Origin of the sequence: Streptomyces sp. NPDC086989, from assembly GCF_044745505.1 — a bacterium.
Lineage (GTDB): Bacteria > Actinomycetota > Actinomycetes > Streptomycetales > Streptomycetaceae > Streptomyces.
In genome coordinates, this window is the sequence record NZ_JBIVAL010000004.1 from 295,122 (window position 1) to 320,057 (window position 24,936).

The window sequence follows — 24,936 nt, forward strand, 5'->3', positions numbered from 1 at the left end:
CGGGGTCAGGCTGCTCCTGCTCCAGGGCGGGGGTCCGCCGGGGCCGTGGCGATGCGGGGCAGGGCGTACGGGTGGTGGGCCACCAGCCAGGCGATCAGGCGTTCGCGGACCTGGCAGCGGACCGTCCAGACGTCCGAGCCGTCCTTCGCGGTGACCACCGCCCGGACCTGGATCGTGTGCGGGGTCGTGTCCGTGACCGCCAGGCTGCCGGTCCGGCCGTCCCATTCCGGGATCTCCTCCAGGATCCGCCGGAGCTGCTCGCGCATCAGGTCCAGCGGGGCGCTGTGGTCCAGGTGCCAGAAGACCGTCCCGGTCATCTGGGCGCCGCCGCGCGACCAGTTCTCGTACGGTTTCCCTGTGAAATACGACACGGGCATCGTGATCCGGCGCTCGTCCCAGGTGCGCACCACCAGGAAGGTCAGGGTAATCTCCTCGACGGTGCCCCACTCCTCGTCGACGACCACCGTGTCGCCGATCCGCACCGTGTCGCCGAAGGCGATCTGCAGTCCGGCGAACAGGTTGCCCAGCGTGGACTGGGCGGCGATGCCGGCCACGATGCCGAGGACGCCCGCCGAGGCCAGCACCGAGGCGCCGACCGCCCGCATCGGCGGGAACGTGAGCAGCATCGCCGCCGCCGCGACGACCACGACGACCGCGGTGACCGCCCGCTGGATCAGGGTCACCTGGGTACGGACCCGGCGCACCCGCGCGTCGTTCGGGTGCTGGGCGGCGAAGCGCGCGTAGGAGGAGTCCACGACCGCCGTCGCGATGCGCACCAGCAGCCAGGCGGCCGACGCGATCATGACGAGGGTCAGGGCGCGCCCCATGGCGAACACGTAGTCCGGCGCGATCCCCACCCGGCGGTGGGCTCCGTACAGCAGCGTCGTGCACAACAGGAGCCGGAACGGCATGCGGCAGCGGCGCAGCAGCCCCCACAGCGGGGTCTCGCCGTGCCGGGCGTCGGCGCGGCGCAGCAGCAGGTCCAGCAGCCACCCGGCGATCAGGGTGACGACCAGGGCGCCCACGAGGACCGCGACCGGGCGCAGAACGGTATCCGTGTCCATGCACCTCAACGTAGCCGGAACGCGCCCCCGGGCTCCGCCCGTGCGACGAATGGCACGATGGTGTGCATGAACATCATGCTCTTCCATTCGACGTACGGGCTGCGGCCCGCGGTGCACGCGGCGGCCGACCGGCTGCGCGCGGCCGGTCACCAGGTCCAGGTGCCGGATCTCTTCGAGGGGCGCACCTTCGAGACCGTCGAGGAGGGCATGGAGCACCGGGACGAGATCGGCCGCGACGAGCTCCTCAAGCGTGCGGTGCTCGCCTCCGCCCCCTACTCCGACCAGGGTCTGGTCTACGCCGGCTTCTCCTTCGGCGGTTCCGTCGCCCAGCACTTGGCGCTGGCCGACGAGAAGGCGCGCGGGCTGCTGCTCCTGCACGGGACGGCGGACCTGGAGGAGGACACGGCGGTCGACGAGCTGCCGGTGCAGCTGCACATCGCGGACCCGGACCCGTTCGAGCCGCACGACTGGCTGACGGCCTGGTACCTGCGGATGCAGCGTGCGGGCGCGGACGTGGAGGTGCACCGCTACCCGGGTGCCGGGCACCTGTTCACGGACCCCGACCTCGACGACTACGACGCGGAGGCCGCGGAGCGGACCTGGAGGGTCGCGCTGGCCTTCCTCGACAGCCTGTAGGACGGGGGAAGGCCGTAGGGGAAGGAAAAGAGGGGGCGGGGTGCGCAAGCGCACCCCGCCCCCTCCTCGTCATGCCGCTCAGCCGCGGTAGGCGCTCCACATGCTCTTCATGCGGGCCACCTGACCCGCCGTGAACTGGTACATGCAGGAGTCGTACGTGTAGTCCATGAAGTTGTGGATCGGGTCGACGCCCGTCTTGTTGGTGCAGCTGTCACGGCCGGTCGGGCACTCGAACGCGGCGCTCTTCTCGGCCGGGGTGTCGGCGACGGAGTCACCGCTGCCCGAGCAGCCGCCCTGGAAGGTGTGGTAGAGGCCCATCCAGTGGCCGACCTCGTGGGTGGCGGTGTCGCCCTCGTTGTAGTTGGCGGAGGAGCCGCCCGGCAGCGAGGAGTTGAGGATGACCACGCCGTCCATCTTGGGCTGCGAGGCGTAGGAGCTCGGGAAGGTCGCCCAGCCGAGGAGGCCGCCGCCGAGGTTGGCGGTGTAGAGGTTGAGCGCGTTGGAGCCGCCCTTGCGCAGGGCGTTCTTCATGTCCGTCTCGGCCTGGGTGCCGTCCGAGACGTTGTACCAGGCGGCGTTGTCGGTGTAGTCGGTGGAGACCAGCGAGAACTGGTAGCCCGAGTCGACGTTGCCGGTGCCGTTGCCGCTGTAGGCGGCGTTGAGGACCGCGATCTGGTTGTTGATGTCCGTGGCGGTCAGCTTGCCGGCGGTGCCGGAGGTGATGACGTGGACGTAGACCGGGATGGTCGTCGCGGCGGTGACCTCGGCGGCGCGCATCTGGCGCTGCGGGCCGAGCTCGGCGTTCTTCTTGGCCAGGTCGGCGTCCATGGCCTTGACCTGGGCGTCCGTCACCTCGTTGGGGTCGGCCGCGTGGTTGTCCTTCGGGCGGGCGACCCGGGCGTTGGCGGAGGTGCCGGCGTCGGCACAGGCCTCGGAGCCGGTCTTGGCGGCTGCGGCCACGGTCGTGGGGGCCGTGAGCGGGGCGAACGCCAGGGTTCCGGCCAGAACGGCCGTTCCCATGAGGCGGCGGCGGAGCATGGGGGATATGCGGGCAGGGGCGCGCACGTTGACTCCTCGCGAAGCGTGGTGGGGGGTGAGGGATTTCCTCACGCTGGCGCGAAGCTTATGTGTCCATGTCATGCACTGAGCAAGACCTTTACGTAAAAGATTTGTTGCTTCTGTGCGTCGAGGGGCGCCCGGTCTGCACCGGACGCCCCTCTGCGCAGCAGAATTGACGGACCGTCAGCCGACCGGCTGGTACGCCCGCTCCACCTTCTGCGTTCCGTTCGCCGTGCGGTACGAACGCGACCACGCGGCGGTGGCGGCCGGATTCCGCTTGTCGGACACCACGTAGTAGTCCATCTGCGAACGCTCGGCCGTCACGTCCAGCACCCCGTAGCCGTGGGCGTCCATGTCCAGCCACTTCACGTGCCAGTTGGCCGCCTTGACCGCCGCCTCCGCTACCAGCGACGCGGTGTCCGCCGGCACGTGCAGGAGATCGTCGATGTTGTCGGAGGTCACCGACGTCACCACGAACTCGGTGGCCGCCGTGCCCGACCCCGGGTACGTCGCCATGTTCATCGGGACCTCGTTCGCCCACGCCATGTGGATGTCGCCCGTCAGGAACACCGTGTTCTTGATCTTCTGGTCCTTGAGGTGGTTCAGCAGCTCCTTGCGGTCGTCCGTGTAGCCGTCCCACTGGTCCACGTTGATCGCGAGGCCGCCCTCGGGCAGTCCCAGCAGCTTCGTCAGGGGCGCCAGCAGGTGCGCGGGCAGCGAGCCGAAGGCGACCGGCGAGATCATCACCGAGGTGCCGACCAGCTTCCAGGTCGCGTTCGAGCTCGCGAGGCCCGCCTTGAGCCAGTCCAGCTGGGCGCGCCCGGTGATGGTGCGCTCCGGGTCGTCGACCGTGCCGCTGCCTATCTTGGCCTGCTGGGAGCGGAACGTGCGCAGGTCCAGCAGGTGCAGGTCGGCGAGGCTGCCGAAGCGCAGCCGGCGGTAGACGGTGCCGGCGGTCGAGGTGCGGACGGGCATCCACTCGAAGTACGCCTGCTTGGCGGCGGCCGCACGGGCGGCCCAGTCGCCCTCGGTGCCCGGCGTGTGGTTCTCGGCCCCGCCCGACCAGGCGTCGTTGGCGAACTCGTGGTCGTCCCAGATCGCGACGATCGGGTGCGCGGCGTGCATCGCCTGGAGGTCGGCGTCGGTCTTGTAGTTGCCGTGCCGGGTGCGGTAGTCGGCGAGGTCGAGGATCTCGTGCCGCGGCTCGTGCGGGCGCACGACGTACTTCGCCTCGGGGTAGGCCCCGTTCGCGTACTCGTAGATGTAGTCGCCCAGGTGCAGGATCGCGTGCAGATCGGTGCGGGCGGCCAGGTGGCGGTACGCCGAGAAGTAGCCGGACTCCCAGTTGGCGCAGGAGACCACGCCGAAGCGGACCCCGGGGGTCGTCGCGTCGTGGCCCGGCGCGGTCAGGGTGCGCCCGACGGGGGAGACGGCGCCGTCGGCGGTGAACCGGTAGAAGTACGGGGTCTGCGGCCGCAGTCCGCGCACGTCCGCCTTGACGGTGTGGTCGGAGGCGGCCGTCGCGGTCACCGAACCGCTCGCGGCGATCCGGGAGAAGGCCTTGTCCTCGGCCACTTCCCAGCTCACCCGGGTGGCCGGGCCGACGCCGGAGCCGGGTACGGCGTCGGGGGCCGGGGTGACGCGGGTCCACAGCAGGATCCCGTCGGGCAGCGGGTCGCCCGAGGCGACGCCGTGCAGGAAGGCGGGCCCGCCCGAGGCCGCCGACGCGGGGGAGATGCCCAGGGCGGCCGTCGCGAAGGGGGCGAGGGCGGCGGTGGCCGCGGCGGCCTTGACGACCGTGCGGCGGCGCGGAGTTGCCGCAGTGGGGGAAGGGAGATGACTGGTCACGGACCGGCATATTACTGACGGGTATAACCGCTGGTACACCCCCGTGAAAGCAACGGGCAGGCGAACTCTCGGAGTTCGCCTGCCCGTGTGCGGGCTCCGTGTGGAGCCGGTGCGGGTCTTGTGCGGATCCGGTGCGGACCCGGCGCGGGTCAGCCCGCGATGGCCTTGTCCACCGCGGCGGTGAAGGACTGCGCCGTCATGTCCTGGAGCTCGATCTTCTTGCCGTCCATCTTCACCGTGGGGGTGCCCTGGACGCCGCTCTTGTCGAAGACCTTCGACATCTCGATCGCCCAGCGGTTGTACGTGCCGTCCTCGACGGCCTTCTTGAACTCGGCGTTGCCCTTGAGGGCCGGAACCTCGTCCGCGACCTTCAGCAGGTAGTCGTCCTTGCTGAACTTGTCGTCCTTCTCCTCCGGGTGGTTCTCCTTGGAGTACAGGGCCGACTTGTAGTCGAGGAACGCCTCGGGGCTCACGTTCAGGGCCGCACCCAGCGCGCTCAGGGCGTTCTTCGAGCCGCTGCCGCTGAAGGCCTTGTCGAGGAAGGTCGCGCCGACGTACTGGATCTTGTACTTGCCCGCGTCGACGTCCTTCCTGATCTGCGGGCCGACCCCCTGCTCGAACGTCGAGCAGATCGGGCAGCGGGCGTCCTCGTAGAGTTCGAGGGTCTTCTTGGCGTCGGCCTTGCCTATGACCACGGTGGTGCCGTTGTCGCCCGTGGTGTTCTTCGGGGCGACCAGCGTGGCGTCGGCGGCCTTGTCCCACTCGCCCGGCTGGTTGGCCTGCACGACCGCGTAGCCGATGCCGCCGGCCAGGGCGAGGACGGCGACGACGGCGCCGGCCACCAGTACCTGGCGGCGCACCTTGTCCTTCTTGACCTGCTTCTCGCGCTCGGCGCGCAGCCGCTCGCGGGCCGCCGCCTTGTTCGCCTGGCTGTTGCGTGAACTCATGGTGATCTCCGTGGGGTGTGACGCGCTGAAGGGGGAATTCCGTACGGGGTCAGGCGCAGACGAGCGCGCCGCGTACGGGAGGTCCCCGGCGTCCCACGGAATGGGCGGGGAAGCGGGTACGGGCCCCCGCGCCCGGAAGGGCCGGGCGCAGCGCCCGCCGCAGCGGGCCGTGGGCGGCCGCCGCCGAGGCCGCGGCCAGCAGCAGGGGCCGGAACGCGAAGGCGGCCACCGCGCGCAGCAGCCGGCCCAGCGCGCGCTCCCCGTGGCGCAGCCAGGCCGCGGCGCACAGTCCGACCGAGACGTGCGCGCCGAGCAGCAGCCAGGGGGTCCAGGGTCCGGGCGAGGCCAGCAGGGCCACCGCGTCGGGGACGGCCCCGGGCACCTCGGCCAGCGGTCCGCCCACCGGCGGTCCGCCGCACAGCGCGTCCAGGCCCAGCGCCCGCAGCGGCCCGGAGACGGGCCCGCCGGCCGGGCCGTAGCAGACGTGCTGCCCGGCGGTGAAGACCGTGTCGGCGGCCAGCTCCAGCGGGACCAGCAGGGCGGCGATCGGGCCGAAGCCCCGCTCGCGGCCGGCCAGCGCGTACGTGAGCGAGAACACACCGGCGAAGGCGCCGGCGACCAGTGCGGGCGGCAGCGGCACCCGGGACATCAGGACGTGCGAGCCGGCCGAGAGCAGCACGACGAGGGCGCTGAACAGCGCGGCCCGCAGCCCTCGGAGTCCTGCCCTGGATATGTCCATCGGCGCGAGTCTGCCACGACTCCCTGTGAAAACGGGTCCCCGGACCGGTGCGGGCCGGGGGCCGGCGGCCGAAAACCCGCGGCGGCGCCCGGTGCCGCTCAGTGCATGATGCGGCCGTTGCGGAACAGGTCCACGAAGATCTGGTGGTCGGCGCGCGCCCGGGCCCCGTACGCGTGCGCGAAGTCGACCAGCAGCTCCGCGAAGCCCTCCTCGTCGGCGGCGATCGCCGCGTCGATGGCCCGCTCGGTGGAGAACGGGACCAACGAGTGCCCGCTCTCGGCCTCGTCGGCCGCGGCGTGCATCGTCGCCGTCGCCCGGCCCAGGTCCGCGACCACGGCCGCGATCTCCTCCGGGTCGTCCAGGTCCGACCAGTCCAGGTCCACCGCGTACGGGGAGACCTCGGCCACCAGCTGCCCGGACCCGTCCAGCTCGGTCCAGCCCAGCCACGGGTCGGCGTGTGCCTGCAGGGCGCGCTGGGAGATCACCGTGCGGTGCCCCTCGTGCCGGAAGTAGTCCCGCACGGCCCGGTCGGTGATGTGCCGGGACACCGCGGGGGTCTGCGCCTGCTTGAGGTAGATCACGACGTCGTTCTCCAGGGCGTCGCTGTGCCCCTCCAGCAGGATGTTGTACGAGGGCAGCCCGGCCGAGCCGATCCCGACGCCGCGGCGGCCCACCACGTCCTTGACCCGGTAGGAGTCGGGCCGGACCAGGGACTCGTCGGGCAGGGTCTCCAGGTACCCGTCGAAGGCGGCGAGGACCTTGTAGCGGGTGGCCGCGTCCAGCTCGATCGAGCCCCCGCCGGAGGTGAAGCGGCGCTCGTAGTCCCGGATCTCGGTCATCGAGTCCAGCAGGGAGAAGCGGGTGCGGAAGCGGGCCGAGCGCAGGGCCGTCAGCAGCGGGCCCTCGGCGGTGTCCAGGGTGAAGGAGGGCACCTCCTCGTGCTTGGCGCCGGTGGCCAGGCGGTGGATCCGCTCCCGGTAGGCGGCGGCGTACGTCCGCACCAGGGTGCTGATCTGCTCGTCGCTGAGCGCCTTGGTGTAGCCGATCAGGGCGACGGAGGCGGCGAACCGCTTCAGGTCCCAGGTGAAGGGGCCGACGTACGCCTCGTCGAAGTCGTTCACGTTGAAGATCAGGCGGCCGTTGGCGTCCATGTAGGTGCCGAAGTTCTCGGCGTGCAGATCGCCGTGGATCCACACCCGGCCGGTCCGCTCGTCCAGGTAGGGGCCGCCGTGGCGGTCGCGCTCCAGGTCGGCGTAGAAGAGGCAGGCCGTTCCGCGGTAGAAGGCGAAGGCCGAGGCCGCCATCTTGCGGAATTTGACCTGGAAGGCCGCGGGGTCGGCGGCGAGCAGCTCACCGAATGCGGTGTCGAACACGTCGAGTATCTGCTCGGCGCGCTGCTCGTTCGTCGTCTCGGGGACCGCCATGGCGGGTGCCTCCTGGTGCACGTGCTGGTACAGGTTCTGACCGACGGGACGTCGCGTGGGCCGTCCCGGTTCTGCAACGCCCGACCGTACCCGTCCGTGCCCCGGATCTGTCATTCCCGGGACGTAGGATTCATAGCTGCCGCCGCCCCCACCGTCAGGAGCCACCCGCCGTGACCAAGCCGCCGTTCACGCACCTGCACGTCCACACCCAGTACTCGCTGCTGGACGGTGCCGCGCGGCTGAAGGACATGTTCAACGCGTGCAACGAGATGGGCATGACGCACATCGCCATGTCCGACCACGGCAACCTGCACGGCGCGTACGACTTCTTCCATTCCGCCCAGAAGGCCGGGGTCACGCCGATCATCGGCATCGAGGCGTACGTGGCTCCCGAGTCCCGGCGCAACAAGCGGCGCATCCAGTGGGGCCAGCCGCACCAGAAGCGCGACGACGTCTCCGGTTCCGGTGGCTACACCCACAAGACGATCTGGGCGGCGAACGCCACCGGCCTGCACAACCTCTTCCGGCTGTCCTCCGACGCCTACAAGGAGGGCTGGCTCACCAAGTGGCCGCGCATGGACAAGGAGACCATCAGCCAGTGGTCCGAGGGCCTGATCGCCTCCACCGGCTGCCCCTCCGGCGAGCTCCAGACGCGCCTTCGTCTCGGCCAGTTCGACGAGGCCTTGAAGTCGGCCTCCGAATACCAGGACATCTTCGGCAAGGACCGCTACTTCCTGGAGCTGATGGACCACGGCATCGAGATCGAGCGCCGGGTCCGCGACGGCCTGCTGGAGATCGGCAAGAAGCTCGGCATCCCGCCGCTGGTCACGAACGACTCGCACTACACCTACGCGCACGAGGCCGGCGCGCACGACGCCCTGCTGTGCATCCAGACGGGCAAGAACCTCTCGGATCCGGACCGCTTCCGCTTCGACGGCACCGGCTACTACCTGAAGTCGACCGACGAGATGTACGCGATCGACTCCTCGGACGCCTGGCAGGAGGGCTGCGCCAACACGAAGCTGGTCGCGGACCAGATCGACACCGAGGGCATGTTCACGTTCCGGAACCTGATGCCGAAGTTCGACATCCCGGAGGGCCACACCGAGGTCAGCTGGTTCCGCGAGGAGACCATGCGCGGCATGCACCGCCGCTACCCCGGGGGCATCCCGGAGGACCGGATGAGGCAGGCCGAGTACGAGATGGACACGATCATCTCGATGGGCTTCCCCGGCTACTTCCTCGTGGTCGCCGACTTCATCATGTGGGCCAAGAACCAGGGCATCGCGGTGGGCCCCGGCCGAGGCTCCGCGGCCGGCTCGATCGTCGCGTACGCCATGGGCATCACCGACCTCGACCCGCTCACCCACGGTCTGATCTTCGAGCGCTTCCTGAACCCCGAGCGCGTCTCCATGCCCGACGTCGACATCGACTTCGACGAGCGCAGGCGCGTCGAGGTGATCCGGTACGTGACCGAGAAGTACGGCGCCGACAAGGTCGCCATGATCGGCACGTACGGCACCATCAAGGCCAAGAACGCGATCAAGGACTCGGCCCGCGTGCTGGGCTACCCCTACGCCATGGGCGACCGGCTCACCAAGGCCATGCCCGCGGACGTCCTCGGCAAGGGCATCCCGCTCTCCGGCATCCTCGACCCGAACCACCCCCGCTACAGCGAAGCGGGCGAGATCCGCTCGATGTACGAGAACGAGCCGGACGTGAAGAAGGTCATCGACACCGCCCGCGGTGTGGAGGGCCTGGTCCGCCAGATGGGCGTGCACGCCGCCGGCGTGATCATGTCCAGCGAGACGATCACCGACCACGTACCCGTCTGGGTGCGGCACACCGACGGCGTCACCATCACCCAGTGGGACTACCCGAGCTGCGAGTCGCTCGGCCTGCTGAAGATGGACTTCCTCGGCCTGCGCAACCTCACGATCATGGACGACGCCGTCAAGATGGTGAAGGCCAACAAGGGGATCGACATCGACCTCCTGGCCCTCCCGCTCGACGACCCCAAGACCTTCGAACTGCTCGGCCGCGGTGACACCCTCGGCGTGTTCCAGTTCGACGGCGGGCCCATGCGCTCCCTGCTGCGCCTGATGAAGCCCGACAACTTCGAGGACATCTCCGCCGTCTCGGCCCTGTACCGGCCGGGCCCGATGGGCATGAACTCGCACACGAACTACGCCCTGCGCAAGAACAAGCAGCAGGAGATCACCCCGATCCACCCGGATCTGGAGAAGCCCCTCGAAGAGGTGCTCGCGGTCACCTACGGCCTGATCGTGTACCAGGAGCAGGTGCAGAAGGCCGCCCAGATCATCGCCGGGTACTCCCTCGGCGAGGCCGACATCCTGCGCCGCGTGATGGGCAAGAAGAAGCCCGAGGAGCTGGCGAAGAACTTCACCATCTTCCAGGAGGGCGCCCGCAAGAACGGGTACACCGACCAGGCCATCCAGGCCCTGTGGGACGTCCTGGTCCCCTTCGCCGGCTACGCCTTCAACAAGGCCCACTCCGCCGCGTACGGCCTGGTCTCGTACTGGACCGCCTACCTCAAGGCGAACTACCCGGCCGAGTACATGGCCGGCCTGCTCACCTCGGTCAAGGACGACAAGGACAAGTCCGCGATCTACCTCAACGAGTGCCGGCGCATGGGCATCAAGGTGCTCCCGCCGAACGTCAACGAGTCCGAGCCGAACTTCGCGGCCCAGGGCGACGACGTGATCCTCTTCGGCCTCACCGCCGTCCGCAACGTCGGCCAGAACGTCGTCGAGTCGATCATCAAGACCAGGAAGGCCAAGGGGAAGTTCTCCTCCTTCCCCGACTTCCTGGACAAGGTCGAGGCCGTCGTCTGCAACAAGCGCACCGTCGAGTCGCTGATCAAGGCCGGAGCCTTCGACGAGATGGGCCACACCCGCAAGGGCCTGGTCGCCCACCACGAGTCGATGATCGACAACGTGGTCGCGGTCAAGCGCAAGGAAGCCGAGGGACAGTTCGACCTCTTCGGCGGAATGGGTGACGAGGGCGCGGGCGACGAGCCCGGTTTCGGGCTCGACGTCGAGTTCTCGGACGTGGAGTGGGAGAAGTCCTACCTGCTCGCCCAGGAGCGCGAGATGCTCGGCCTGTACGTCTCCGACCACCCGCTCTTCGGCCTGGAGCACGTCCTCTCCGACAAGACGGACGCCGGCATCTCCCAGCTGACCGGCGGCGAGCACTCCGACGGCGCCGTCGTCACCATCGGCGGCATCATCTCGGGCCTCCAGCGCAAGATGACCAAGCAGGGCAACGCCTGGGCCATCGCCACCGTCGAGGACCTCGCCGGATCCATCGAGTGCATGTTCTTCCCCGCGACCTACCAGCTCGTCTCCACCCAGCTGGTCGAGGACACCGTCGTCTTCGTCAAGGGCCGCCTCGACAAGCGCGAGGACGTCCCCCGCCTGGTCGCCATGGAGATGATGGTCCCCGACCTCTCCTCGGCCGGGACCAACGCACCCGTCGTCCTCACCATCCCGACGGTCAAGGTCACTCCTCCGATGGTCACCCGGCTGGGCGAGATCCTGCGGCACCACAAGGGCAACACCGAGGTCCGGATCAAGCTCCAGGGCCCGCGCACCACCACCGTCCTGCGCCTCGACCGGCACCGGGTGCAGCCCGACCCGGCCCTGTTCGGCGACCTCAAGGTGCTCCTCGGCCCGTCCTGCCTGGCCGGATGACGCCGGTCGTACGGGCCCCCGTACGCCGCCGCACGTGAAGAAGGGCGCGCCCAGAGCTCTGGGCGCGCCCTCGTGCGTGGTGCTCGCGGAGGCGTCAGTTGTGGCCGAACTTCTTCTGCTTGCCCTTGCGAGCCATGTCCATCGGACTCGGGGAGCTGCCCGAGGGCTCGGACACCGACTCCGAGCCCTTCGTCGGACCCTGCGTCGACGAGCGGGCCTGCTGCTTCTGTTCGTGCTGGCGGTTCTTGTTCTTGGCCATGGTGGAAGCCTCCGTGAGGGTCTAGGGGCCAGGACCGCCTTCACCCTCACACGGCACCGCAAACCGCGCATTTTGGATCTTTACTGCGCGTGGCCGGGAGTACCGGGGGCGGCGAACGCCGGATCCGCCACGCCGATGATCGAGTTCCGGCCGTCAACACCCTTGCGGTCGGGCAGACTCGGGGCACCCGCGACACACACACAGAGGATCCCCAGGGAAGAGGGTGGTACGCGTGGACCGCTGCGTCGTCCTGGTGGACGCCGGCTATCTGCTGGGCGCCGCCGCCAGCCTTCTCGCAGGGGAGCCCTCTCGCTCCCGCATCACCGTCGACCATGCCGCCCTCATCCAGGGCCTGCGCGAGCGCGCCGAAGCCGACACCGAGCAGCCCCTGCTGCGCATCTACTGGTTCGACGGCGCACCCGACCGGGTGCCCCAGCCCGAGCACCGGCGGCTGCGCGTCATGCCCCGCGTCACCGTCCGTCTCGGCGCCCTCACCCGCAGCGACGGCCGCTGGGCACAGAAGGGCGTCGACGCCGCCATGCACGCCGAGCTGACCGAACTGGCCCGCAACCGCGCCTGCTCCGACGTCGTGCTCGTCACCGGCGACGGGGACCTGCTGCCCGGCCTGATGTCCGCCAAGGAACACGGCGTCGCCGTCCACCTGTGGGCCGTCCAGGCCGCCGACGGCGACTACAACCAGTCCGAGGACCTCGTCGCCGAGGCGGACGAGCGCCGCGTCCTGGACCGGGCGTGGATCACCCGGGCCGTCCGCGCCCGGGACCTCGCCGGGCTGTGCGCCCCGCCGCCCGCGCCCCGCCCCGAGATCGCGGCGATCCTCTCCGCCCCGCTGCCCGAGGCCGCCCTCGCCGAAGCCGCCCGCAGCGCCGGCGGCAACGGATCCGGCGCACCCACCGACGCCGCGCCCGAGGCCGGCGGAGCACCCGTGCCCGCCCCCGCGGCCGGCGGCAAGACCGTCCCCACGCCCAAGGACCTCGCCGGCTCCCTGCGCGCCCCCGGCCAGCAGCCCGGCCCCACCGGCGGCCACGGCAGCCCGCAGCCCCCGGCCGGCAGCGCCCTGCGCTGGTCCTCCGACAAGGGCTGGATCGACCGGGCGGGCCCCCTCGGCGAACCCGCCGAGACCGCCTCGCTGCCCACCCTCGCCCAGCTCACCAGCGCCGAGCAGCGCTGGGCCGACCGCGAGGAGGACATCACCACCGTCGGCGGCGACCCCTTCGAAGTCGGCCAGGTGTTCGCCCGGCGCTGGATGGAACGCCTCCCGGAGACCGTCCACCTCCAGAAACTCGCCACGATGTACCCGCGGATCCCGCACCGCATCGACGGGGAGCTGCTGCGCTACGCCGCCCGGTTCGGGCTGCTCGCGCACAAGGACGACCAGATCGACGAGCACGACCGCTACGCCATCCGCGCCGGGTTCTGGCGGGAGATCGACGTCCGCGCCGCCGCCGAGCACGTCCCCGGCCCGCCCTCCGCCGTGCCCGCCACCCCGATGCCGCCGACGGCAGACTAGGCCCTGTCGTCAAACTCCCGTCGTCGCCCGGAGGGCGGCCCCGCGGCGTCTGGTGCGTGCTCTCGGCGCGCCGGGCGGAAGACCGCGTACTGGACGTACTTGGCTTTCGCCCGGTGCGGCGAGAGCGCGTGCCAGGCCTCGCGGGGCAGACGGCAGTTTGACGACCGGGCCTAGGGGCCGGGGGGCACCTCCCGGCGGGGGCCGGGCGAAAGCCGCGTAGGCTGCTCCCTCGTGAGTACGGGCACAGCATCAGCACAACCGAGCACGGCAGTGGCCGCAGACGCGGCGGCGGACGTGGTCTGCGCGGTGCGTGACCTGGTCAAGACCTATCCCGCGGTACGGGGCCGGCGCGGGGCTCCCGCCCTGCCCGAGACCCGGGCCACCGACGGCATCAGCCTGGACGTCCGGCGCGGCGAGATCTTCGGCCTGCTCGGCCCCAACGGCGCCGGCAAGTCCACCCTGGTCCGCCAGCTCACCGGCCTGATGCGGCCCGACTCCGGCGCCGTGAGCCTGCTCGGCCACGACCTCGTGCGCCACCCCGAGCGGGCCGCCCGGCTGCTCGCATACCTGGGGCAGGAGTCCACCGCCCTCGACGAGCTCACGGTGGCGCTGGCCGCCGAGACCACGGGCCGGCTGCGCGGACTGGACGCCCGGACGGCGCGGGCCGAGCGGGACGCCGTACTGGAGGAACTCGGGCTGACCGCGATCGCGGGGCGGCCCCTGAAGAAGCTTTCGGGCGGGCAGCGGCGACTGGCCTGCTTCGCCGCCGCGCTGGTCGGAGAGCGGCCGGTCCTGGTCCTCGACGAGCCCACCACCGGCATGGACCCCGTGGCCCGGCGGGCCGTGTGGGCGGCCGTGGACCGGCGGCGCTCCCGGCACGGGGCGACCGTCCTGCTGGTCACGCACAACGTCATCGAGGCCGAGACCGTCCTGGACCGGGTCGCCGTCATCGACCAGGGCCGGGTCATCGCCTGCGACTCCCCGGCCGGGCTGAAGGCGCGGGTCTCCGGCGAGGTCCGGCTGGAGCTGGTGTGGCGCGAGGGCGCTCCGCCGGACGTGCCCGAAGTCGCACGGCTGCGAGCGGACGCCGTCGTCTCGGGGCGCCGCTGGGTGCTGCGCCTGGCGCCGGACGAGGCGCGCGCCGCGGTGGCCGCGGTCACCGGCGGGCCGGCCTTCGCGGCCCTCGACGACTTCACCCTGGCGACCCCCAGCCTGGAGGACGTGTACCTCGCCCTCGGCGGCAAGACGAAAGGGCTGGTGAAGTCGTGAGCGACCGCACTCCGGGCGCCGTGGCGGCCGTGGCGCAGGCCCCCGGGCCGATGCCGGGGACGGCCGCGCCGAGCAGCCCCGTGTCCCGCCCGGCCGCTCCCCTCGCGCCGCGGGCCCGGCTCTTCCCGGCGCTCGCCGCCGTGTACCGGGCCCAGCTGTCCCGGGCCCGGGTGTCGCGGATCCCGCTGCTGTTCGTCGCCACCTTCCAGTCCGTCGGGATCATGATCCTGATGCGGGGCGTGGTGGACGGGGGTTCCGAGGCGCGGGCCGTCGTCGCCGGGTCCTCGGTGCTGGTCGTCGCCTTCGTCGCGCTGAACCTGCTCGCGCAGTACTTCGGGCAGCTGCGGGCCGGCGGCGGGCTGGATCACTACGCCACGCTGCCCGTGCCGCCCGCCTCGGTGGTGCTGGGCGCCGCCGCCGCGTACGCCTCCTTCACCCTGCCCGGGACGCTGGTCACCGCCGTCTTCGGGTGCGTGCTGTTCGGGCTGCCGATGAGCGGACTGTGGATCCTGGCCGCGGTGGTGCCGCTCGCCGGCGCCGCGCTGGCCGGGCTCGGCGCCGCACTCGGGCTGCTGGCCCCGCGGCAGGAGCTCGCCACACTGGCCGGGCAGCTCGGCATGTCGGCGGCGCTGCTGCTGGGGGTGCTGCCGCCGGAGCGGATGCCGGACGTGATCGTGTGGGCGCGGGACCTGCTGCCCTCGACGTACGGGGTGGAGGCCTTCGCGCGGACCTTCGCCCCGCACCCCGACTGGACGGCGGTCGGGCTGGACCTCGGCGTGTGCGGGGCCGTCGGGGTGCTCTCCCTGGCCGTCGCGACGTGGGCGTACCGTCGGGCGGCGGTCCGCTGACGCCGACGCGCCGGGCACCTGGCACGATGTGGGGGTGACCGAAGCCGTGACCACGCCGTCCCCGCACGAACCGCCGCAGCCGTCCGCGAAGCCGGAGGGCTCCGCAGGCATCACCGCGGGGGACGTCCGCGACGGGGCCGCCGTGGCCCTGGTGACCGGAGCGGCCGGGGTGCTGCTCGGACTGCTGTGGGCCTGGCTGGCGCCGAAGACGCAGTACGTCTCGAACGGTGAGGCGGTGTTCCTGCGCAACACCGAGAGCGAGGCCCGGATAGGGACCGACGGCGCGTTCTTCCTGCTGTCGGTGGGATTCGGCGTGCTCAGCGCCGTGCTCGTCTTCCTGTGGCGGCGCCGGGGCGGCGTCCCGCTGGTCATCGGGCTGGCCATCGGATCCGGCTTCGCCGCCCTCGTGGGATGGCGGCTGGGACTGTGGCTGGGGCCGTCGTCGGACGTGGCCGCGGCCGCTCTGAAGGCCGGGAAGGGCGTGCCGTTCGATGCGCCGCTGCAGTTGCTGGCGCGGGGGGTGCTGCTCGTCTGGCCGATGGTCGCCGTGGCCGTCCACCTCGGGCTGACGGCGCTGTGGACCCCGCACGACCCGGATCCGTACGCCGACCCGGCCGGGCAGGGGGCCTACCCCCCGGCCCACGTCCACTCGACCCCGCCGGACCCGTCCGCACCGCAGCCCCCGCGGGGCTGACCGCACCGCAGCCCCCGCGGGGCTGACCGCCCGCCGGGCCCCGGGCGGCTGCTACGGGCGGCCGATGGGGGCCAGGGCGGCGTCCGTCAGTGTCGTCAGGGTGGTGGGCGCAAGCTCCACCTCCAGGCCCCGGCGGCCCGCCGAGACGCAGATCGTGGCGTGCGCCGTCGCCGACTCGTCCACCACCGTCCGCAGCCGCTTGCGCTGGCCCAGCGGGGAGATGCCGCCCCGTACGTAGCCGGTCGTGCGCTCCGCGAGCGCCGGGTCCGCCATCGACGCCCGCTTCCCGGAGACCGCGGTCGCCAGCGCCTTCAGATCCAGGCTGCCCGACACCGGGACCACCGCCACCGTCAGCACGCCGTCCACCTCCGCGACCAGCGTCTTGAAGACCCGGTCGGGGGAGACCCCCATGGCCTGGGCCGCCTCCTCGCCGTACGAGGGGTGCGCCGGGTCGTGCTCGTACGCGTGCACCGTGAACTCCGCCCCCGCAGAGGTCAGGGCCGCGATCGCCGGAGTGCCCGCCGGGGCCTGGCTCTTCTTCTTCGCCATCGGTCCTTCGCCGTCAGTGTCCCGCGGTCGGTCTGTTGCGGTCGGTCTGTGGGTCTCTTGCCGTGGGTCTTTTGCCGTGGGTCTCTTGCCGTCAGTTCGGGCTCGTCGGCGCGCGCGTCAGGTCCACCGCCGGCAGCGACGGGAGGTGGCGGATGACCGCCGTCTCCGAGCGCAGCAGTTTCAGCTCCTCCGCGAGCCGCGTCGCGGTGTCCGGCGCCTGGAGCAGCCGCTGCTTGGCCGGGATGTCCAGTACGGCCGCCGCCGCCACGAGGTACGAGACCACCGACGGCTCGTCCGGCAGGTCCGCGCCCGAGCTCAGGGACCGCTCACGGGCTCCGGCCAGCCGCTTCTGGTAGTTCCGGAAGGCCCGCAGGACACCCTCCGCCAGTGCGCCCGCGCCGTCCCCCGCGTCCTCCGGGAGTTCCTCCAGCTCGGCGACCAGGTACGGGCCCGTGGTGTCCACCGACAGCAGCCGGACGCGGGCCGTCCCGGTGGCGAGGACCTCGAAACTGCCGTCCTCCCGCTCCCGGATCGTCGCCGCGTCCGCGATGCAGCCCACCCGGTGGAAGGCCTGGACGGGATCCGGGCCGAACCCGGCCGTCGGGCCCCGCTCGGGCAGCGCCGTCTGGTCCGGCAGGCCCGGCGCGGTCGGCGCGACCTCCCGGCCGTCGCGGATCGCGACGACCGCGAAGCGGCGCGGCTCGTCCTCGCCCGTCTTCAGCAGTTCCCGCATCATGGCGCGATATCGCTCCTCGAAGACGTTCAGCGGGAGGACGAGTCCCGGGAACAGCACCGAGTTGAGCGGGAAGAGGGGCAGGCGAACGGAGGTCACGACGGACAGGGTAGTGGCCGGGGCCCAGGGCCTGTCACCTCAGTTGTTCCCGGTCCTCCCGGTCATCCTCTCCGCAGCAGGCGCGAGGCTCCCGCCGCGACCGTCGTCGCGAGGATCCAGCCCAGCAGGACCAGCGCCGCCGAACCCCACTGCCAGCCGCCCTCCACCTTCCACTGGCCCTCCTGGCCGAGATCGATGACCGGGAGCAGCAGGTCCAGCGCGTAGAGGGCCGCGTTCCACCCCGGGTGCTCGTCCGCCTTGATCGGCGGCGGCTCGTGCCGGGAGAAGAGCAGGGTGCCCGCCGCCCACAGCACCGCCATCCACAGGGCGGCCCGGCCCGGCCGGTACCCGTACGCCACCGTCCAGTCCTGGAGGTACCCCCACGCCTTGAGCGCCAGGGGCAGGGTGGCCCGGCGCCGCCGCTGCTTGGCCAGCAGGACCTCGCGGGCGTCGGCGTCCTCGCCGCTGGCGCGCAGTACGGTGGCCAGCCGCTCGTACGGCTCCGGCGAGTACTCGGGGGTGGCGGCCGCCACCCAGGCCAGCCGGCGCGCCAGCGGGAAATGGCCGCGGGGCGCGAGGGTCTCGTACGCGAACCCCTCGATCGACACGCCTCCCGGGCCGGGCCAGCTGGTGGAGGTGTCGACCAGCTTGACGACCTTGGCCCCCGACAGCACCACCCGCCCCCGCTCGGGCCGCTCGCCGACGAACCGGAGCTCGGGCGTCTGGATGCGGCGCAGCGAGACCTCCTGCTCCTCGGCCAGCGTGAACCGGGCGCCGTAGAAGTCGACGGCGTCGCCGAAACGGCCGTCGTCCAGGCGCAGCCCGCCCCGGCACTCGAAGCGCCGGGACCGCTGCCCGCGGGTCGGCGTCTGGCCCAGCCCGTACGGGGGAGTGGAGGAGCCCAGGTCGCCGAGGACGTAGTCCAGCGCGATCGAGGTCAGGTAGAGGGTCCGCTCGACGGTCAGCTGCGGGGCGTTCAGCGCCCGCCGCCCGTGCGGGTTGCTCAGCCGGGCCCCGCGCAGGTTCATCGACACGCCGATCTTCGCGCCGCGCAGGCTCACCTCCCCGTCCGTCTCCAGCAGCTCGCCCTGGAAGTCCTGCGCCACCGACATCCCGTCCGCGGCGATGGCCCGGCCCTTGTCGTCGCGCCGCACCACTGCCTGGCTGATCAGCAGGTCGGTGCCGATCTGCGCGTCGGTCAGCCGGATCCCGCGGGCCACCCGGCAGCGCGGCAGGTGCAGATCGCCCTCGGTGTGCAGCCGGGAGGCGTCCAGCCGGGGTATCGCGCAGTTGACCAGGCGCAGGGTGACGAAGCGGGTCTCCGACAGCTGGACCTCACTGTCGAAGCGACAGGACTGGAGTTCGACGTACGGCTCCACCAGTCCCCCGGACAGGTCCAGGCGCCCCGTGATCCGCACGCCGCGCAGTTTCAGCGAGGCGACGCGCCCCGGCACCGGCGGCGGTCCGTGGAGCAGCAGCAGCGCCACCACCCGGGCCCGGACGCTGCGCCCGCCGCCCCAGACCCGCCCGCTGTCGTGGGGGTCGTCCTCGGCGGCCGCCCGGGCGCTGAGGTCGCAGACGCTGCCCGTCCGGTACGCCTGCCACATGCGGCGTTCGGGATCGGTGAGATCCGCGGGCTGCTCGCCCGCACGTGGCTCCGCCATGGCGGCCCCCCTCCGCTCGTACACGCCGCACATTACGTGTAGGGGAACGCTAGTGGGCGGCGGTGACATCCGGGACCTGTATCAGCCAGTGATACGGGCGGACAGTGGCGTGAGGCGGTCTGAGAGAATTGGGAGGTGATCTCTCGTATCGACCTGCGCGGTGACGCCCTCCCCGAGGGTGGCGCCCTGCGCGATCTGCTGCCCCGTGCCGAGTTCGACGTGGAAGCCGCCCTGGACAAGGTGCGGCCCATCTGCGAGGACGTCCATCATCGTGGCACGGCGGCGCTCATCGAGTACGCGCAGAAGTTCGACGGTGTCACGCTGGAGCAGGTCAGGGTGCCCGCCGAGGCGCTCAAGGCCGCCCTCGACGAGCTGGACCCGGCCGTCCGCGCCGCCCTGGAGGAGTCCATCCGGCGCGCCCGGATCGTCCACCGCAACCAGCGCCGCACCGAGCACACCACCCAGGTGGTCCCCGGCGGGACCGTGACGGAGAAGTGGGTTCCGGTCGAGCGCGTGGGCCTGTACGCCCCGGGTGGCCGCTCGGTGTACCCGTCCTCCGTCGTCATGAACGTCGTCCCGGCCCAGGAGGCGGGCGTCGAGTCGATCGCGCTCGCGTCCCCGCCGCAGAAGGAGTTCGGCGGTCTGCCGCACCCGACGATCCTCGCCGCGTGCGCGCTGCTCGGCGTGGACGAGGTGTACGCGGCCGGCGGCGCCGTGGCCGTCGCGATGTTCGCGTACGGCACGGAGGACTGTCTTCCGGTGAACATGGTGACCGGCCCCGGCAACATCTGGGTCGCCGCCGCCAAGCGCTACTTCACCGGGAAGATCGGCATCGACACGGAGGCCGGCCCGACCGAGATCGCGGTCCTCGCGGACTCCACGGCCGACCCGGTGCACGTCGCCGCCGACCTGATCAGCCAGGCCGAGCACGACCCGCTGGCCGCGGCCGTGCTCGTCACGGACTCCGAGGACCTCGCGGCCGCCGTCGAGCGGGAGCTGGAGCCGCAGGTCGCGGCCACCAAGCACGTCGAGGACCGGATCAAGCCGGCGCTCGCGGGCAAGCAGTCCGCGATCGTGCTGGTCGACAGCCTGGAGGACGGCCTCAAGGTCGTCGACGCGTACGGCGCCGAGCACCTGGAGATCCAGACCGCCGACGCCGCCGCCTGGGCCGCCCGCGTGCGCAACGCCGGTGCCGTCTTCGTCGGCCCGTGGGCCCCGGTCTCCCTCGGCGACTACTGCGCCGGGTCGAACCACGTGCTGCCCACCGGCGGCTGCGCCTGCCACTCCTCCGGCCTGTCCGTGCAGTCCTTCCTGCGCGGCATCCACATCGTCGACTACACGCGCGACGCCCTCGCCGAGGTCACCCACCACGTGGTGACGCTGGCCGAGGCCGAGGACCTGCCGGCGCACGGCGCCGCCCTGAAGGCGCGCTTCGGATGGAAGGTGCCCGGCCAGTGACCTCCTACGACCAGGTCGGCATCGACGACCTCCCCATCCGGGACGAACTGCGCGGCAAGACCCCCTACGGCGCCCCGCAGCTGGACGTGCCCGTCCAGCTGAACACCAACGAGAACCCGTACGAGCTGCCCGAGGACCTGGTGCGGCGCATCGCCGAGCGCGTCTCCGCGGCGGCCCGCACCCTCAACCGCTACCCCGACCGGGACGCGGTCGAGCTGCGCACACAGCTGGCCGCCTACCTCACCCGCACCGCGAAGCACCCGGTGGCCCTGGAGAACGTCTGGGCCGCCAACGGCTCCAACGAGGTCATCCAGCAGCTGCTGCAGACCTTCGGCGGACCCGGGCGCACGGCCATCGGCTTCGAGCCCTCGTACTCCATGCACGCGCTGATCTCGCGCGGCACCGGCACCGGCTGGATCTCCGGCCCGCGCCGCGAGGACTTCACGATCGACGTGGAGGCGGCCGAGCAGGCCATCGCCGAGAACGCACCCGACGTCGTCTTCATCACCTCGCCCAACAACCCCACGGGTACCGCGGTCGGGGCGGAGACCGTCCTCGCCCTCTACGAGGCCGCGCAGGCGGCCAAGCCCTCCCTGGTCGTCGTGGACGAGGCGTACGTCGAGTTCAGCCACCGGGACTCGCTGCTGCCCCTCATCGAGGGCCGGCCGAACCTGGTGGTCTCCCGCACCATGTCCAAGGCCTTCGGCGCCGCCGGACTGCGCCTGGGCTACCTGGCCGCACACCCGGCCGTGGTCGACGCCGTCCAGCTCGTACGCCTGCCGTACCACCTGTCGGCCGTCACCCAGGCGACCGCGCTGGCCGCCCTGGAGCACACCGACACGCTGCTCGGCTACGTCGAACAGCTCAAGGCCGAGCGGGACCGCCTCGTCGACGAACTGCGCGCGATCGGGTACGAGGTCACCGAGTCCGACGCGAACTTCATCCAGTTCGGGAAGTTCGAGGACTCCCACACCGCATGGCAGAAGATCCTCGACCAGGGTGTCCTGGTCCGTGACAACGGCGTACCGGGCTGGCTGCGGGTCACCGCCGGCACCCCGGCCGAGAACGACGCGTTCCTGGAAGCGGTTCGCGCACTGAAGAAGGAGCAGCACGCATGAGCCGCATCGGACGGGTCGAACGGACCACGAAGGAGACCTCGGTCCTGGTCGAGATAGACCTCGACGGCACCGGCAAGGTCGACGTCGCGACGGGCGTGGGCTTCTACGACCACATGCTCGACCAGCTCGGCCGCCACGGCCTCTTCGACCTCACGGTCAAGACGGACGGCGACCTGCACATCGACAGCCACCACACCATCGAGGACACCGCCCTCGCGCTCGGCGCCGCCTTCAGGCAGGCCCTCGGCGACAAGGTCGGCATCTACCGCTTCGGCAACTGCACCGTGCCGCTGGACGAGTCCCTCGCCCAGGTGACCGTCGACCTGTCCGGCCGCCCGTACCTCGTGCACACCGAGCCCGAGAACATGGCGCCGATGATCGGCGCGTACGACACGACGATGACCCGGCACATCTTCGAGTCCTTCGTCGCGCAGGCGCAGATCGCCCTGCACATCCACGTCCCGTACGGCCGCAACGCCCACCACATCGTGGAGTGCCAGTTCAAGGCCCTGGCACGGGCGCTGCGCTACGCCGCCGAGTTCGACCCGCGCGCGGCCGGCATCCTGCCCTCCACGAAGGGCGCCCTCTAGCGTGAACGGCCTGAACACCATCCTGATCGTCTTCGGCCTGTTCCTGGCCGGAGGCGTCTACTCCTTCCAGAAGCAGAAGATGCCGAAATCGGTCGTCATCCTGCTCGCCCTCGGCTCCGCGATGTGTCTGGCCGCCGGAGTCCTGCGAATCCAGGGAATTTGGGAATGAGCGCAGTCCGCCCCACCAAGACGGTCGTGGTCTTCGACTACGGCTTCGGAAACGTACGCTCCGCCGAGCGCGCCCTCGCGCGCGTCGGCGCGGACGTCGAGATCACCCGCGACTACGACAAGGCGATGGACGCCGACGGGCTCCTCGTCCCCGGCGTCGGCGCCTTCTCGGCCTGCATGCAGGGCCTCAAGGACGTCCGCGGCGACTGGATCATCGGCCGCAGGCTCTCCGGCGGCCGCCCCGTCATGGGCATCTGCGTCGGCATGCAGATCCTCTTCGAGCGCGGCATCGAGCACGGCGTGGAGACGGAGGGCCTCGACGAGTGGCCCGGCACCGTCGAGCCGCTGCGCGCCCCGATCGTGCCCCACATGGGCTGGAACACCGTCGACGCCCCGGCCGACAGCCGGGCCTTCAAGGGCCTGGACGACGACGCCCGCTTCTACTTCGTGCACTCGTACGCGGTGCGGAACTGGAGCCTGGAGGTCACCAACCCGGTGATCCGCGCCCCCAAGGTCACCTGGGCCACCCACGGCGAGCCCTTCGTCGCGGCGGTCGAGAACGGCGCCCTGTGGGCCACCCAGTTCCACCCCGAGAAGTCCGGCGACGCCGGTGCCCAGCTCCTCACCAACTGGATCGAGACCCTCTGATGCCCGTCAACAAGCTGGAACTCCTCCCCGCGGTCGACGTCCGCGACGGGCAGGCCGTCCGCCTCGTGCACGGGGTGTCCGGGAGCGAGACCTCCTACGGTTCCCCGCTGGAGGCGGCCCTCACCTGGCAGCGCGCCGGAGCCGAGTGGCTGCACCTCGTCGACCTCGACGCCGCCTTCGGCACCGGTGACAACCGCGCCCTGGTCGCCGAGATCACCGGGGCCATGGACATCAAGGTCGAGCTCTCCGGCGGCATCCGCGACGACGCCACGCTCGCCGCGGCCCTGGCCACCGGCTGCACCCGCGTCAACCTGGGCACCGCCGCCCTGGAGACCCCGGAGTGGGCCGCCAAGGCCATCGCCGAGCACGGCGACAGGATCGCCATCGGCCTCGACGTCCGCGGCACCACCCTCAAGGGCCGCGGCTGGACCAGCGAGGGCGGGGACCTCTACGAGACCCTCGCGCGCCTGGACTCCGAGGGCTGCGCCCGCTACGTCGTCACCGACATCGGCAAGGACGGCACGCTGACCGGCCCCAACCTGGAGCTGCTGAAGAACGTCTGCGCCGCCACGGACCGGCCGGTCGTCGCCTCCGGCGGCGTCTCCTCGCTGGACGACCTGCGGGCGCTGTCCGCGCTGGTGCCGCTGGGCGTCGAGGGCGCGATCGTCGGAAAGGCCCTCTACGCCGGGGCGTTCACCCTGGAAGAGGCACTGAAGGCGGTCTCCGCATGAGCTCCGACGCAGTGCGCCGCATTTCCTCCGGCGGCGCGTACGAGGACGTCATCGGCTACTCCCGTGCCGTCCAGCTCGACAACGGCCTCGTGCTGGTCTCCGGCTGCACCGCCGCCGGTGTCGACGGCCCGTACGACCAGACCGTCACCGCCTTCGGGGTGGCCTTCAAGGCGCTGGAGCAGGCCGGTCTGGGACCCGAGCACGTGGTCCGCACCCGGATGTACCTCACGCACGCCCGGGACGTCGAAGAGGTGGGCCGCGCCCACAAGGAGCTCTTCGACGCCGTCCGCCCCGCCGCGTCCATGATCATCGTCTCCGGCTTCGTCGACCCCAGCATGGTCGTCGAGGTGGAGGTCGAGGCCTACCGGGGAGCGTCGCGATGACCCTGGCCGTACGGGTGATCCCCTGCCTGGACGTGGACAACGGCCGGGTCGTCAAGGGCGTCAACTTCCAGAACCTGCGGGACGCGGGCGACCCGGTGGAGATGGCCAAGCTGTACGACGCCGAGGGCGCCGACGAGCTGACCTTCCTCGACATCACCGCGTCGTCCGGGAACCGCGAGACCACGTACGACGTGGTGCGGCGGACCGCCGAGCAGGTCTTCATCCCGCTGACCGTGGGCGGCGGGGTGCGCTCCGCCGACGACGTGGACAAGCTGCTGCGGGCCGGCGCGGACAAGGTCGGCGTGAACACCGCCGCCATCGCGCGGCCCGAGCTGATCCGGGAGATCGCGGAGCGCTTCGGGCGGCAGGTCCTCGTCCTGTCCGTCGACGCCCGCCGCACGGCCGACGGCTCCTTCGAGGTCACCACGCACGGCGGCCGCCGGGGCACCGGCATCGACGCCGTCGAGTGGGCGCACCGGGCGGCCGACCTCGGCGCCGGGGAGATCCTGCTGAACTCGATGGACGCGGACGGCACCAAGGACGGCTACGACACCGAGATGATCGCGGCCGTGCGCGGGCACGTCACGGTCCCGGTGATCGCCTCGGGCGGGGCCGGCCGGCTGGAGCACTTCCCGCCGGCGGTCGCGGCCGGCGCCGACGCGGTGCTGGCGGCCTCCGTGTTCCACTTCGGCGACCTGCGGATCGGCCAGGTCAAGGACACCCTGCGCGGGGCGGGCCACCCGGTCCGCTGACCGGAGCCGGGCCGC

24 protein-coding genes are annotated in these 24,936 nt (G+C 71.7%); 14 read left to right on the top strand and 10 right to left on the bottom strand.

The window, feature by feature from the left end:
- Window positions 1-5: 5 nt before the first annotated feature.
- Window positions 6-1,064, bottom strand: a complete 1,059-nt coding sequence (locus tag ACIPK4_RS11000; RefSeq protein ID WP_402311109.1) for a mechanosensitive ion channel family protein — start codon at window positions 1,062-1,064, stop codon at window positions 6-8.
- Between the two features lie 57 nt (window positions 1,065-1,121).
- Between ACIPK4_RS11000 and ACIPK4_RS11005 the strand changes: the two genes are divergently transcribed.
- On the top strand, window positions 1,122-1,700 hold the full coding sequence (locus tag ACIPK4_RS11005) for a dienelactone hydrolase family protein (RefSeq protein ID WP_402311110.1): 579 nt from the start codon (window positions 1,122-1,124) through the stop codon (window positions 1,698-1,700).
- Window positions 1,701-1,778: 78 nt separating this feature from the next.
- On the opposite strand, the gene ACIPK4_RS11010 is transcribed toward ACIPK4_RS11005, so the two are convergent.
- The 5 genes from ACIPK4_RS11010 to ACIPK4_RS11030 all read right to left on the bottom strand — a co-directional run bounded on the left by ACIPK4_RS11010 (window position 1,779) and on the right by ACIPK4_RS11030 (window position 7,717).
- Entirely contained in the window at window positions 1,779-2,720 is a 942-nt protein-coding gene (locus ACIPK4_RS11010; protein WP_402311783.1) for a zinc metalloprotease, read from the bottom strand.
- Window positions 2,721-2,942: 222 nt separating this feature from the next.
- Complete coding sequence (locus ACIPK4_RS11015; protein ID WP_402311112.1) at window positions 2,943-4,607, bottom strand: alkaline phosphatase D family protein; 1,665 nt, start codon at window positions 4,605-4,607, stop codon at window positions 2,943-2,945.
- A gap of 149 nt (window positions 4,608-4,756) precedes the next feature.
- Window positions 4,757-5,554, bottom strand: coding sequence for a thioredoxin domain-containing protein (locus tag ACIPK4_RS11020; RefSeq protein ID WP_402311115.1), 798 nt, complete (start codon window positions 5,552-5,554; stop codon window positions 4,757-4,759).
- A gap of 49 nt (window positions 5,555-5,603) precedes the next feature.
- A complete protein-coding gene (locus ACIPK4_RS11025) occupies window positions 5,604-6,293 on the bottom strand; it encodes a hypothetical protein (protein ID WP_402311116.1) in 690 nt (229 codons plus the stop codon).
- Between the two features lie 98 nt (window positions 6,294-6,391).
- Complete coding sequence (locus tag ACIPK4_RS11030) at window positions 6,392-7,717, bottom strand: DUF2252 domain-containing protein (protein WP_402311118.1); 1,326 nt, start codon at window positions 7,715-7,717, stop codon at window positions 6,392-6,394.
- Between the two features lie 170 nt (window positions 7,718-7,887).
- Here ACIPK4_RS11030 and dnaE point away from each other — a divergent pair, with 170 nt between their 5' ends.
- Window positions 7,888-11,430: a DNA polymerase III subunit alpha gene (gene dnaE, locus ACIPK4_RS11035; RefSeq protein WP_054224510.1), complete on the top strand. Its 3,543-nt coding sequence runs from the start codon at window positions 7,888-7,890 to the stop codon at window positions 11,428-11,430.
- Between the two features lie 94 nt (window positions 11,431-11,524).
- Here dnaE and ACIPK4_RS11040 read toward each other — a convergent pair whose 3' ends face one another.
- Window positions 11,525-11,689, bottom strand: a complete 165-nt coding sequence (locus tag ACIPK4_RS11040; protein ID WP_376198614.1) for a hypothetical protein — start codon at window positions 11,687-11,689, stop codon at window positions 11,525-11,527.
- Between the two features lie 232 nt (window positions 11,690-11,921).
- Here ACIPK4_RS11040 and ACIPK4_RS11045 point away from each other — a divergent pair, with 232 nt between their 5' ends.
- The 4 genes from ACIPK4_RS11045 to ACIPK4_RS11060 all read left to right on the top strand — a co-directional run bounded on the left by ACIPK4_RS11045 (window position 11,922) and on the right by ACIPK4_RS11060 (window position 16,028).
- Complete coding sequence (locus ACIPK4_RS11045; protein ID WP_402311122.1) at window positions 11,922-13,217, top strand: NYN domain-containing protein; 1,296 nt, start codon at window positions 11,922-11,924, stop codon at window positions 13,215-13,217.
- Window positions 13,218-13,487: 270 nt separating this feature from the next.
- Window positions 13,488-14,486 (top strand): ABC transporter ATP-binding protein, encoded by a 999-nt coding sequence (locus tag ACIPK4_RS11050; RefSeq protein WP_402311124.1) that lies wholly within the window; start codon window positions 13,488-13,490, stop codon window positions 14,484-14,486.
- Between the two features lie 50 nt (window positions 14,487-14,536).
- Window positions 14,537-15,334 carry an ABC transporter permease gene (locus ACIPK4_RS11055; protein WP_376198662.1) on the top strand — a complete coding sequence of 266 codons (798 nt, stop codon included), beginning with the start codon at window positions 14,537-14,539 and terminating at the stop codon, window positions 15,332-15,334.
- Window positions 15,335-15,368: 34 nt separating this feature from the next.
- Window positions 15,369-16,028, top strand: coding sequence for a hypothetical protein (locus tag ACIPK4_RS11060; protein WP_402311126.1), 660 nt, complete (start codon window positions 15,369-15,371; stop codon window positions 16,026-16,028).
- A gap of 51 nt (window positions 16,029-16,079) precedes the next feature.
- On the opposite strand, the gene ybaK is transcribed toward ACIPK4_RS11060, so the two are convergent.
- The 3 genes from ybaK to ACIPK4_RS11075 all read right to left on the bottom strand — a co-directional run bounded on the left by ybaK (window position 16,080) and on the right by ACIPK4_RS11075 (window position 19,073).
- Window positions 16,080-16,577, bottom strand: a complete 498-nt coding sequence (gene ybaK, locus ACIPK4_RS11065; protein ID WP_402311128.1) for a Cys-tRNA(Pro) deacylase — start codon at window positions 16,575-16,577, stop codon at window positions 16,080-16,082.
- A gap of 91 nt (window positions 16,578-16,668) precedes the next feature.
- Window positions 16,669-17,409, bottom strand: coding sequence for an LON peptidase substrate-binding domain-containing protein (locus tag ACIPK4_RS11070; RefSeq protein ID WP_402311131.1), 741 nt, complete (start codon window positions 17,407-17,409; stop codon window positions 16,669-16,671).
- A gap of 62 nt (window positions 17,410-17,471) precedes the next feature.
- Window positions 17,472-19,073: an oxidoreductase gene (locus tag ACIPK4_RS11075; RefSeq protein WP_402311133.1), complete on the bottom strand. Its 1,602-nt coding sequence runs from the start codon at window positions 19,071-19,073 to the stop codon at window positions 17,472-17,474.
- Window positions 19,074-19,208: 135 nt separating this feature from the next.
- On the opposite strand from ACIPK4_RS11075, the gene hisD reads away from it, so the two are divergent.
- The 8 genes from hisD to hisF are packed head-to-tail and all read left to right on the top strand — an operon-like array spanning window position 19,209 to window position 24,921.
- The gene (gene hisD / locus ACIPK4_RS11080; RefSeq protein WP_054224503.1) at window positions 19,209-20,531 is read left to right on the top strand and encodes a histidinol dehydrogenase; all 1,323 of its coding nucleotides are present in this window, start codon (window positions 19,209-19,211) and stop codon (window positions 20,529-20,531) included.
- A complete protein-coding gene (locus tag ACIPK4_RS11085) occupies window positions 20,528-21,649 on the top strand; it encodes a histidinol-phosphate transaminase (RefSeq protein WP_402311136.1) in 1,122 nt (373 codons plus the stop codon). Before hisD ends, ACIPK4_RS11085 begins: the two co-directional genes overlap by 4 nt.
- Window positions 21,646-22,239: an imidazoleglycerol-phosphate dehydratase HisB gene (gene hisB, locus ACIPK4_RS11090; protein ID WP_402311138.1), complete on the top strand. Its 594-nt coding sequence runs from the start codon at window positions 21,646-21,648 to the stop codon at window positions 22,237-22,239. Before ACIPK4_RS11085 ends, hisB begins: the two co-directional genes overlap by 4 nt.
- A 1-nt stretch (window position 22,240) precedes the next feature.
- A complete protein-coding gene (locus ACIPK4_RS11095; RefSeq protein WP_054224500.1) occupies window positions 22,241-22,408 on the top strand; it encodes a hypothetical protein in 168 nt (55 codons plus the stop codon).
- Window positions 22,405-23,055, top strand: a complete 651-nt coding sequence (gene hisH / locus ACIPK4_RS11100) for an imidazole glycerol phosphate synthase subunit HisH (protein WP_376198635.1) — start codon at window positions 22,405-22,407, stop codon at window positions 23,053-23,055. Before ACIPK4_RS11095 ends, hisH begins: the two co-directional genes overlap by 4 nt.
- A complete protein-coding gene (gene priA / locus ACIPK4_RS11105; protein ID WP_054224498.1) occupies window positions 23,055-23,786 on the top strand; it encodes a bifunctional 1-(5-phosphoribosyl)-5-((5-phosphoribosylamino)methylideneamino)imidazole-4-carboxamide isomerase/phosphoribosylanthranilate isomerase PriA in 732 nt (243 codons plus the stop codon). The genes hisH and priA overlap by 1 nt, the downstream gene beginning before the upstream one ends.
- Window positions 23,783-24,169 carry a RidA family protein gene (locus tag ACIPK4_RS11110; RefSeq protein WP_054224497.1) on the top strand — a complete coding sequence of 129 codons (387 nt, stop codon included), beginning with the start codon at window positions 23,783-23,785 and terminating at the stop codon, window positions 24,167-24,169. Before priA ends, ACIPK4_RS11110 begins: the two co-directional genes overlap by 4 nt.
- The gene (hisF, locus tag ACIPK4_RS11115; RefSeq protein WP_402311144.1) at window positions 24,166-24,921 is read left to right on the top strand and encodes an imidazole glycerol phosphate synthase subunit HisF; all 756 of its coding nucleotides are present in this window, start codon (window positions 24,166-24,168) and stop codon (window positions 24,919-24,921) included. The genes ACIPK4_RS11110 and hisF overlap by 4 nt, the downstream gene beginning before the upstream one ends.
- Window positions 24,922-24,936 lie beyond the last annotated feature (15 nt).

What these genes read in the sequence shown, in the direction of transcription:
- priA (WP_054224498.1), top strand. Translation starts at nt 23,055, where the DNA reads ATGCCCGTCAACAAGCTGGAACTCCTCCCCGCGGTCGACGTCCGCGAC.
- ACIPK4_RS11010 (WP_402311783.1), bottom strand. Translation starts at nt 2,720, where the DNA reads ATGGGAACGGCCGTTCTGGCCGGAACCCTGGCGTTCGCCCCGCTCACG.
- ACIPK4_RS11110 (WP_054224497.1), top strand. Translation starts at nt 23,783, where the DNA reads ATGAGCTCCGACGCAGTGCGCCGCATTTCCTCCGGCGGCGCGTACGAG.
- ACIPK4_RS11030 (WP_402311118.1), bottom strand. Translation starts at nt 7,717, where the DNA reads ATGGCGGTCCCCGAGACGACGAACGAGCAGCGCGCCGAGCAGATACTC.
- ACIPK4_RS11000 (WP_402311109.1), bottom strand. Translation starts at nt 1,064, where the DNA reads ATGGACACGGATACCGTTCTGCGCCCGGTCGCGGTCCTCGTGGGCGCC.
- hisF (WP_402311144.1), top strand. Translation starts at nt 24,166, where the DNA reads ATGACCCTGGCCGTACGGGTGATCCCCTGCCTGGACGTGGACAACGGC.
- ACIPK4_RS11005 (WP_402311110.1), top strand. Translation starts at nt 1,122, where the DNA reads ATGGTGTGCATGAACATCATGCTCTTCCATTCGACGTACGGGCTGCGG.
- ACIPK4_RS11020 (WP_402311115.1), bottom strand. Translation starts at nt 5,554, where the DNA reads ATGAGTTCACGCAACAGCCAGGCGAACAAGGCGGCGGCCCGCGAGCGG.
- hisB (WP_402311138.1), top strand. Translation starts at nt 21,646, where the DNA reads ATGAGCCGCATCGGACGGGTCGAACGGACCACGAAGGAGACCTCGGTC.
- ACIPK4_RS11055 (WP_376198662.1), top strand. Translation starts at nt 14,537, where the DNA reads ATGCCGGGGACGGCCGCGCCGAGCAGCCCCGTGTCCCGCCCGGCCGCT.
- ybaK (WP_402311128.1), bottom strand. Translation starts at nt 16,577, where the DNA reads ATGGCGAAGAAGAAGAGCCAGGCCCCGGCGGGCACTCCGGCGATCGCG.
- ACIPK4_RS11040 (WP_376198614.1), bottom strand. Translation starts at nt 11,689, where the DNA reads ATGGCCAAGAACAAGAACCGCCAGCACGAACAGAAGCAGCAGGCCCGC.
- ACIPK4_RS11075 (WP_402311133.1), bottom strand. Translation starts at nt 19,073, where the DNA reads ATGGCGGAGCCACGTGCGGGCGAGCAGCCCGCGGATCTCACCGATCCC.
- hisH (WP_376198635.1), top strand. Translation starts at nt 22,405, where the DNA reads ATGAGCGCAGTCCGCCCCACCAAGACGGTCGTGGTCTTCGACTACGGC.
- ACIPK4_RS11025 (WP_402311116.1), bottom strand. Translation starts at nt 6,293, where the DNA reads ATGGACATATCCAGGGCAGGACTCCGAGGGCTGCGGGCCGCGCTGTTC.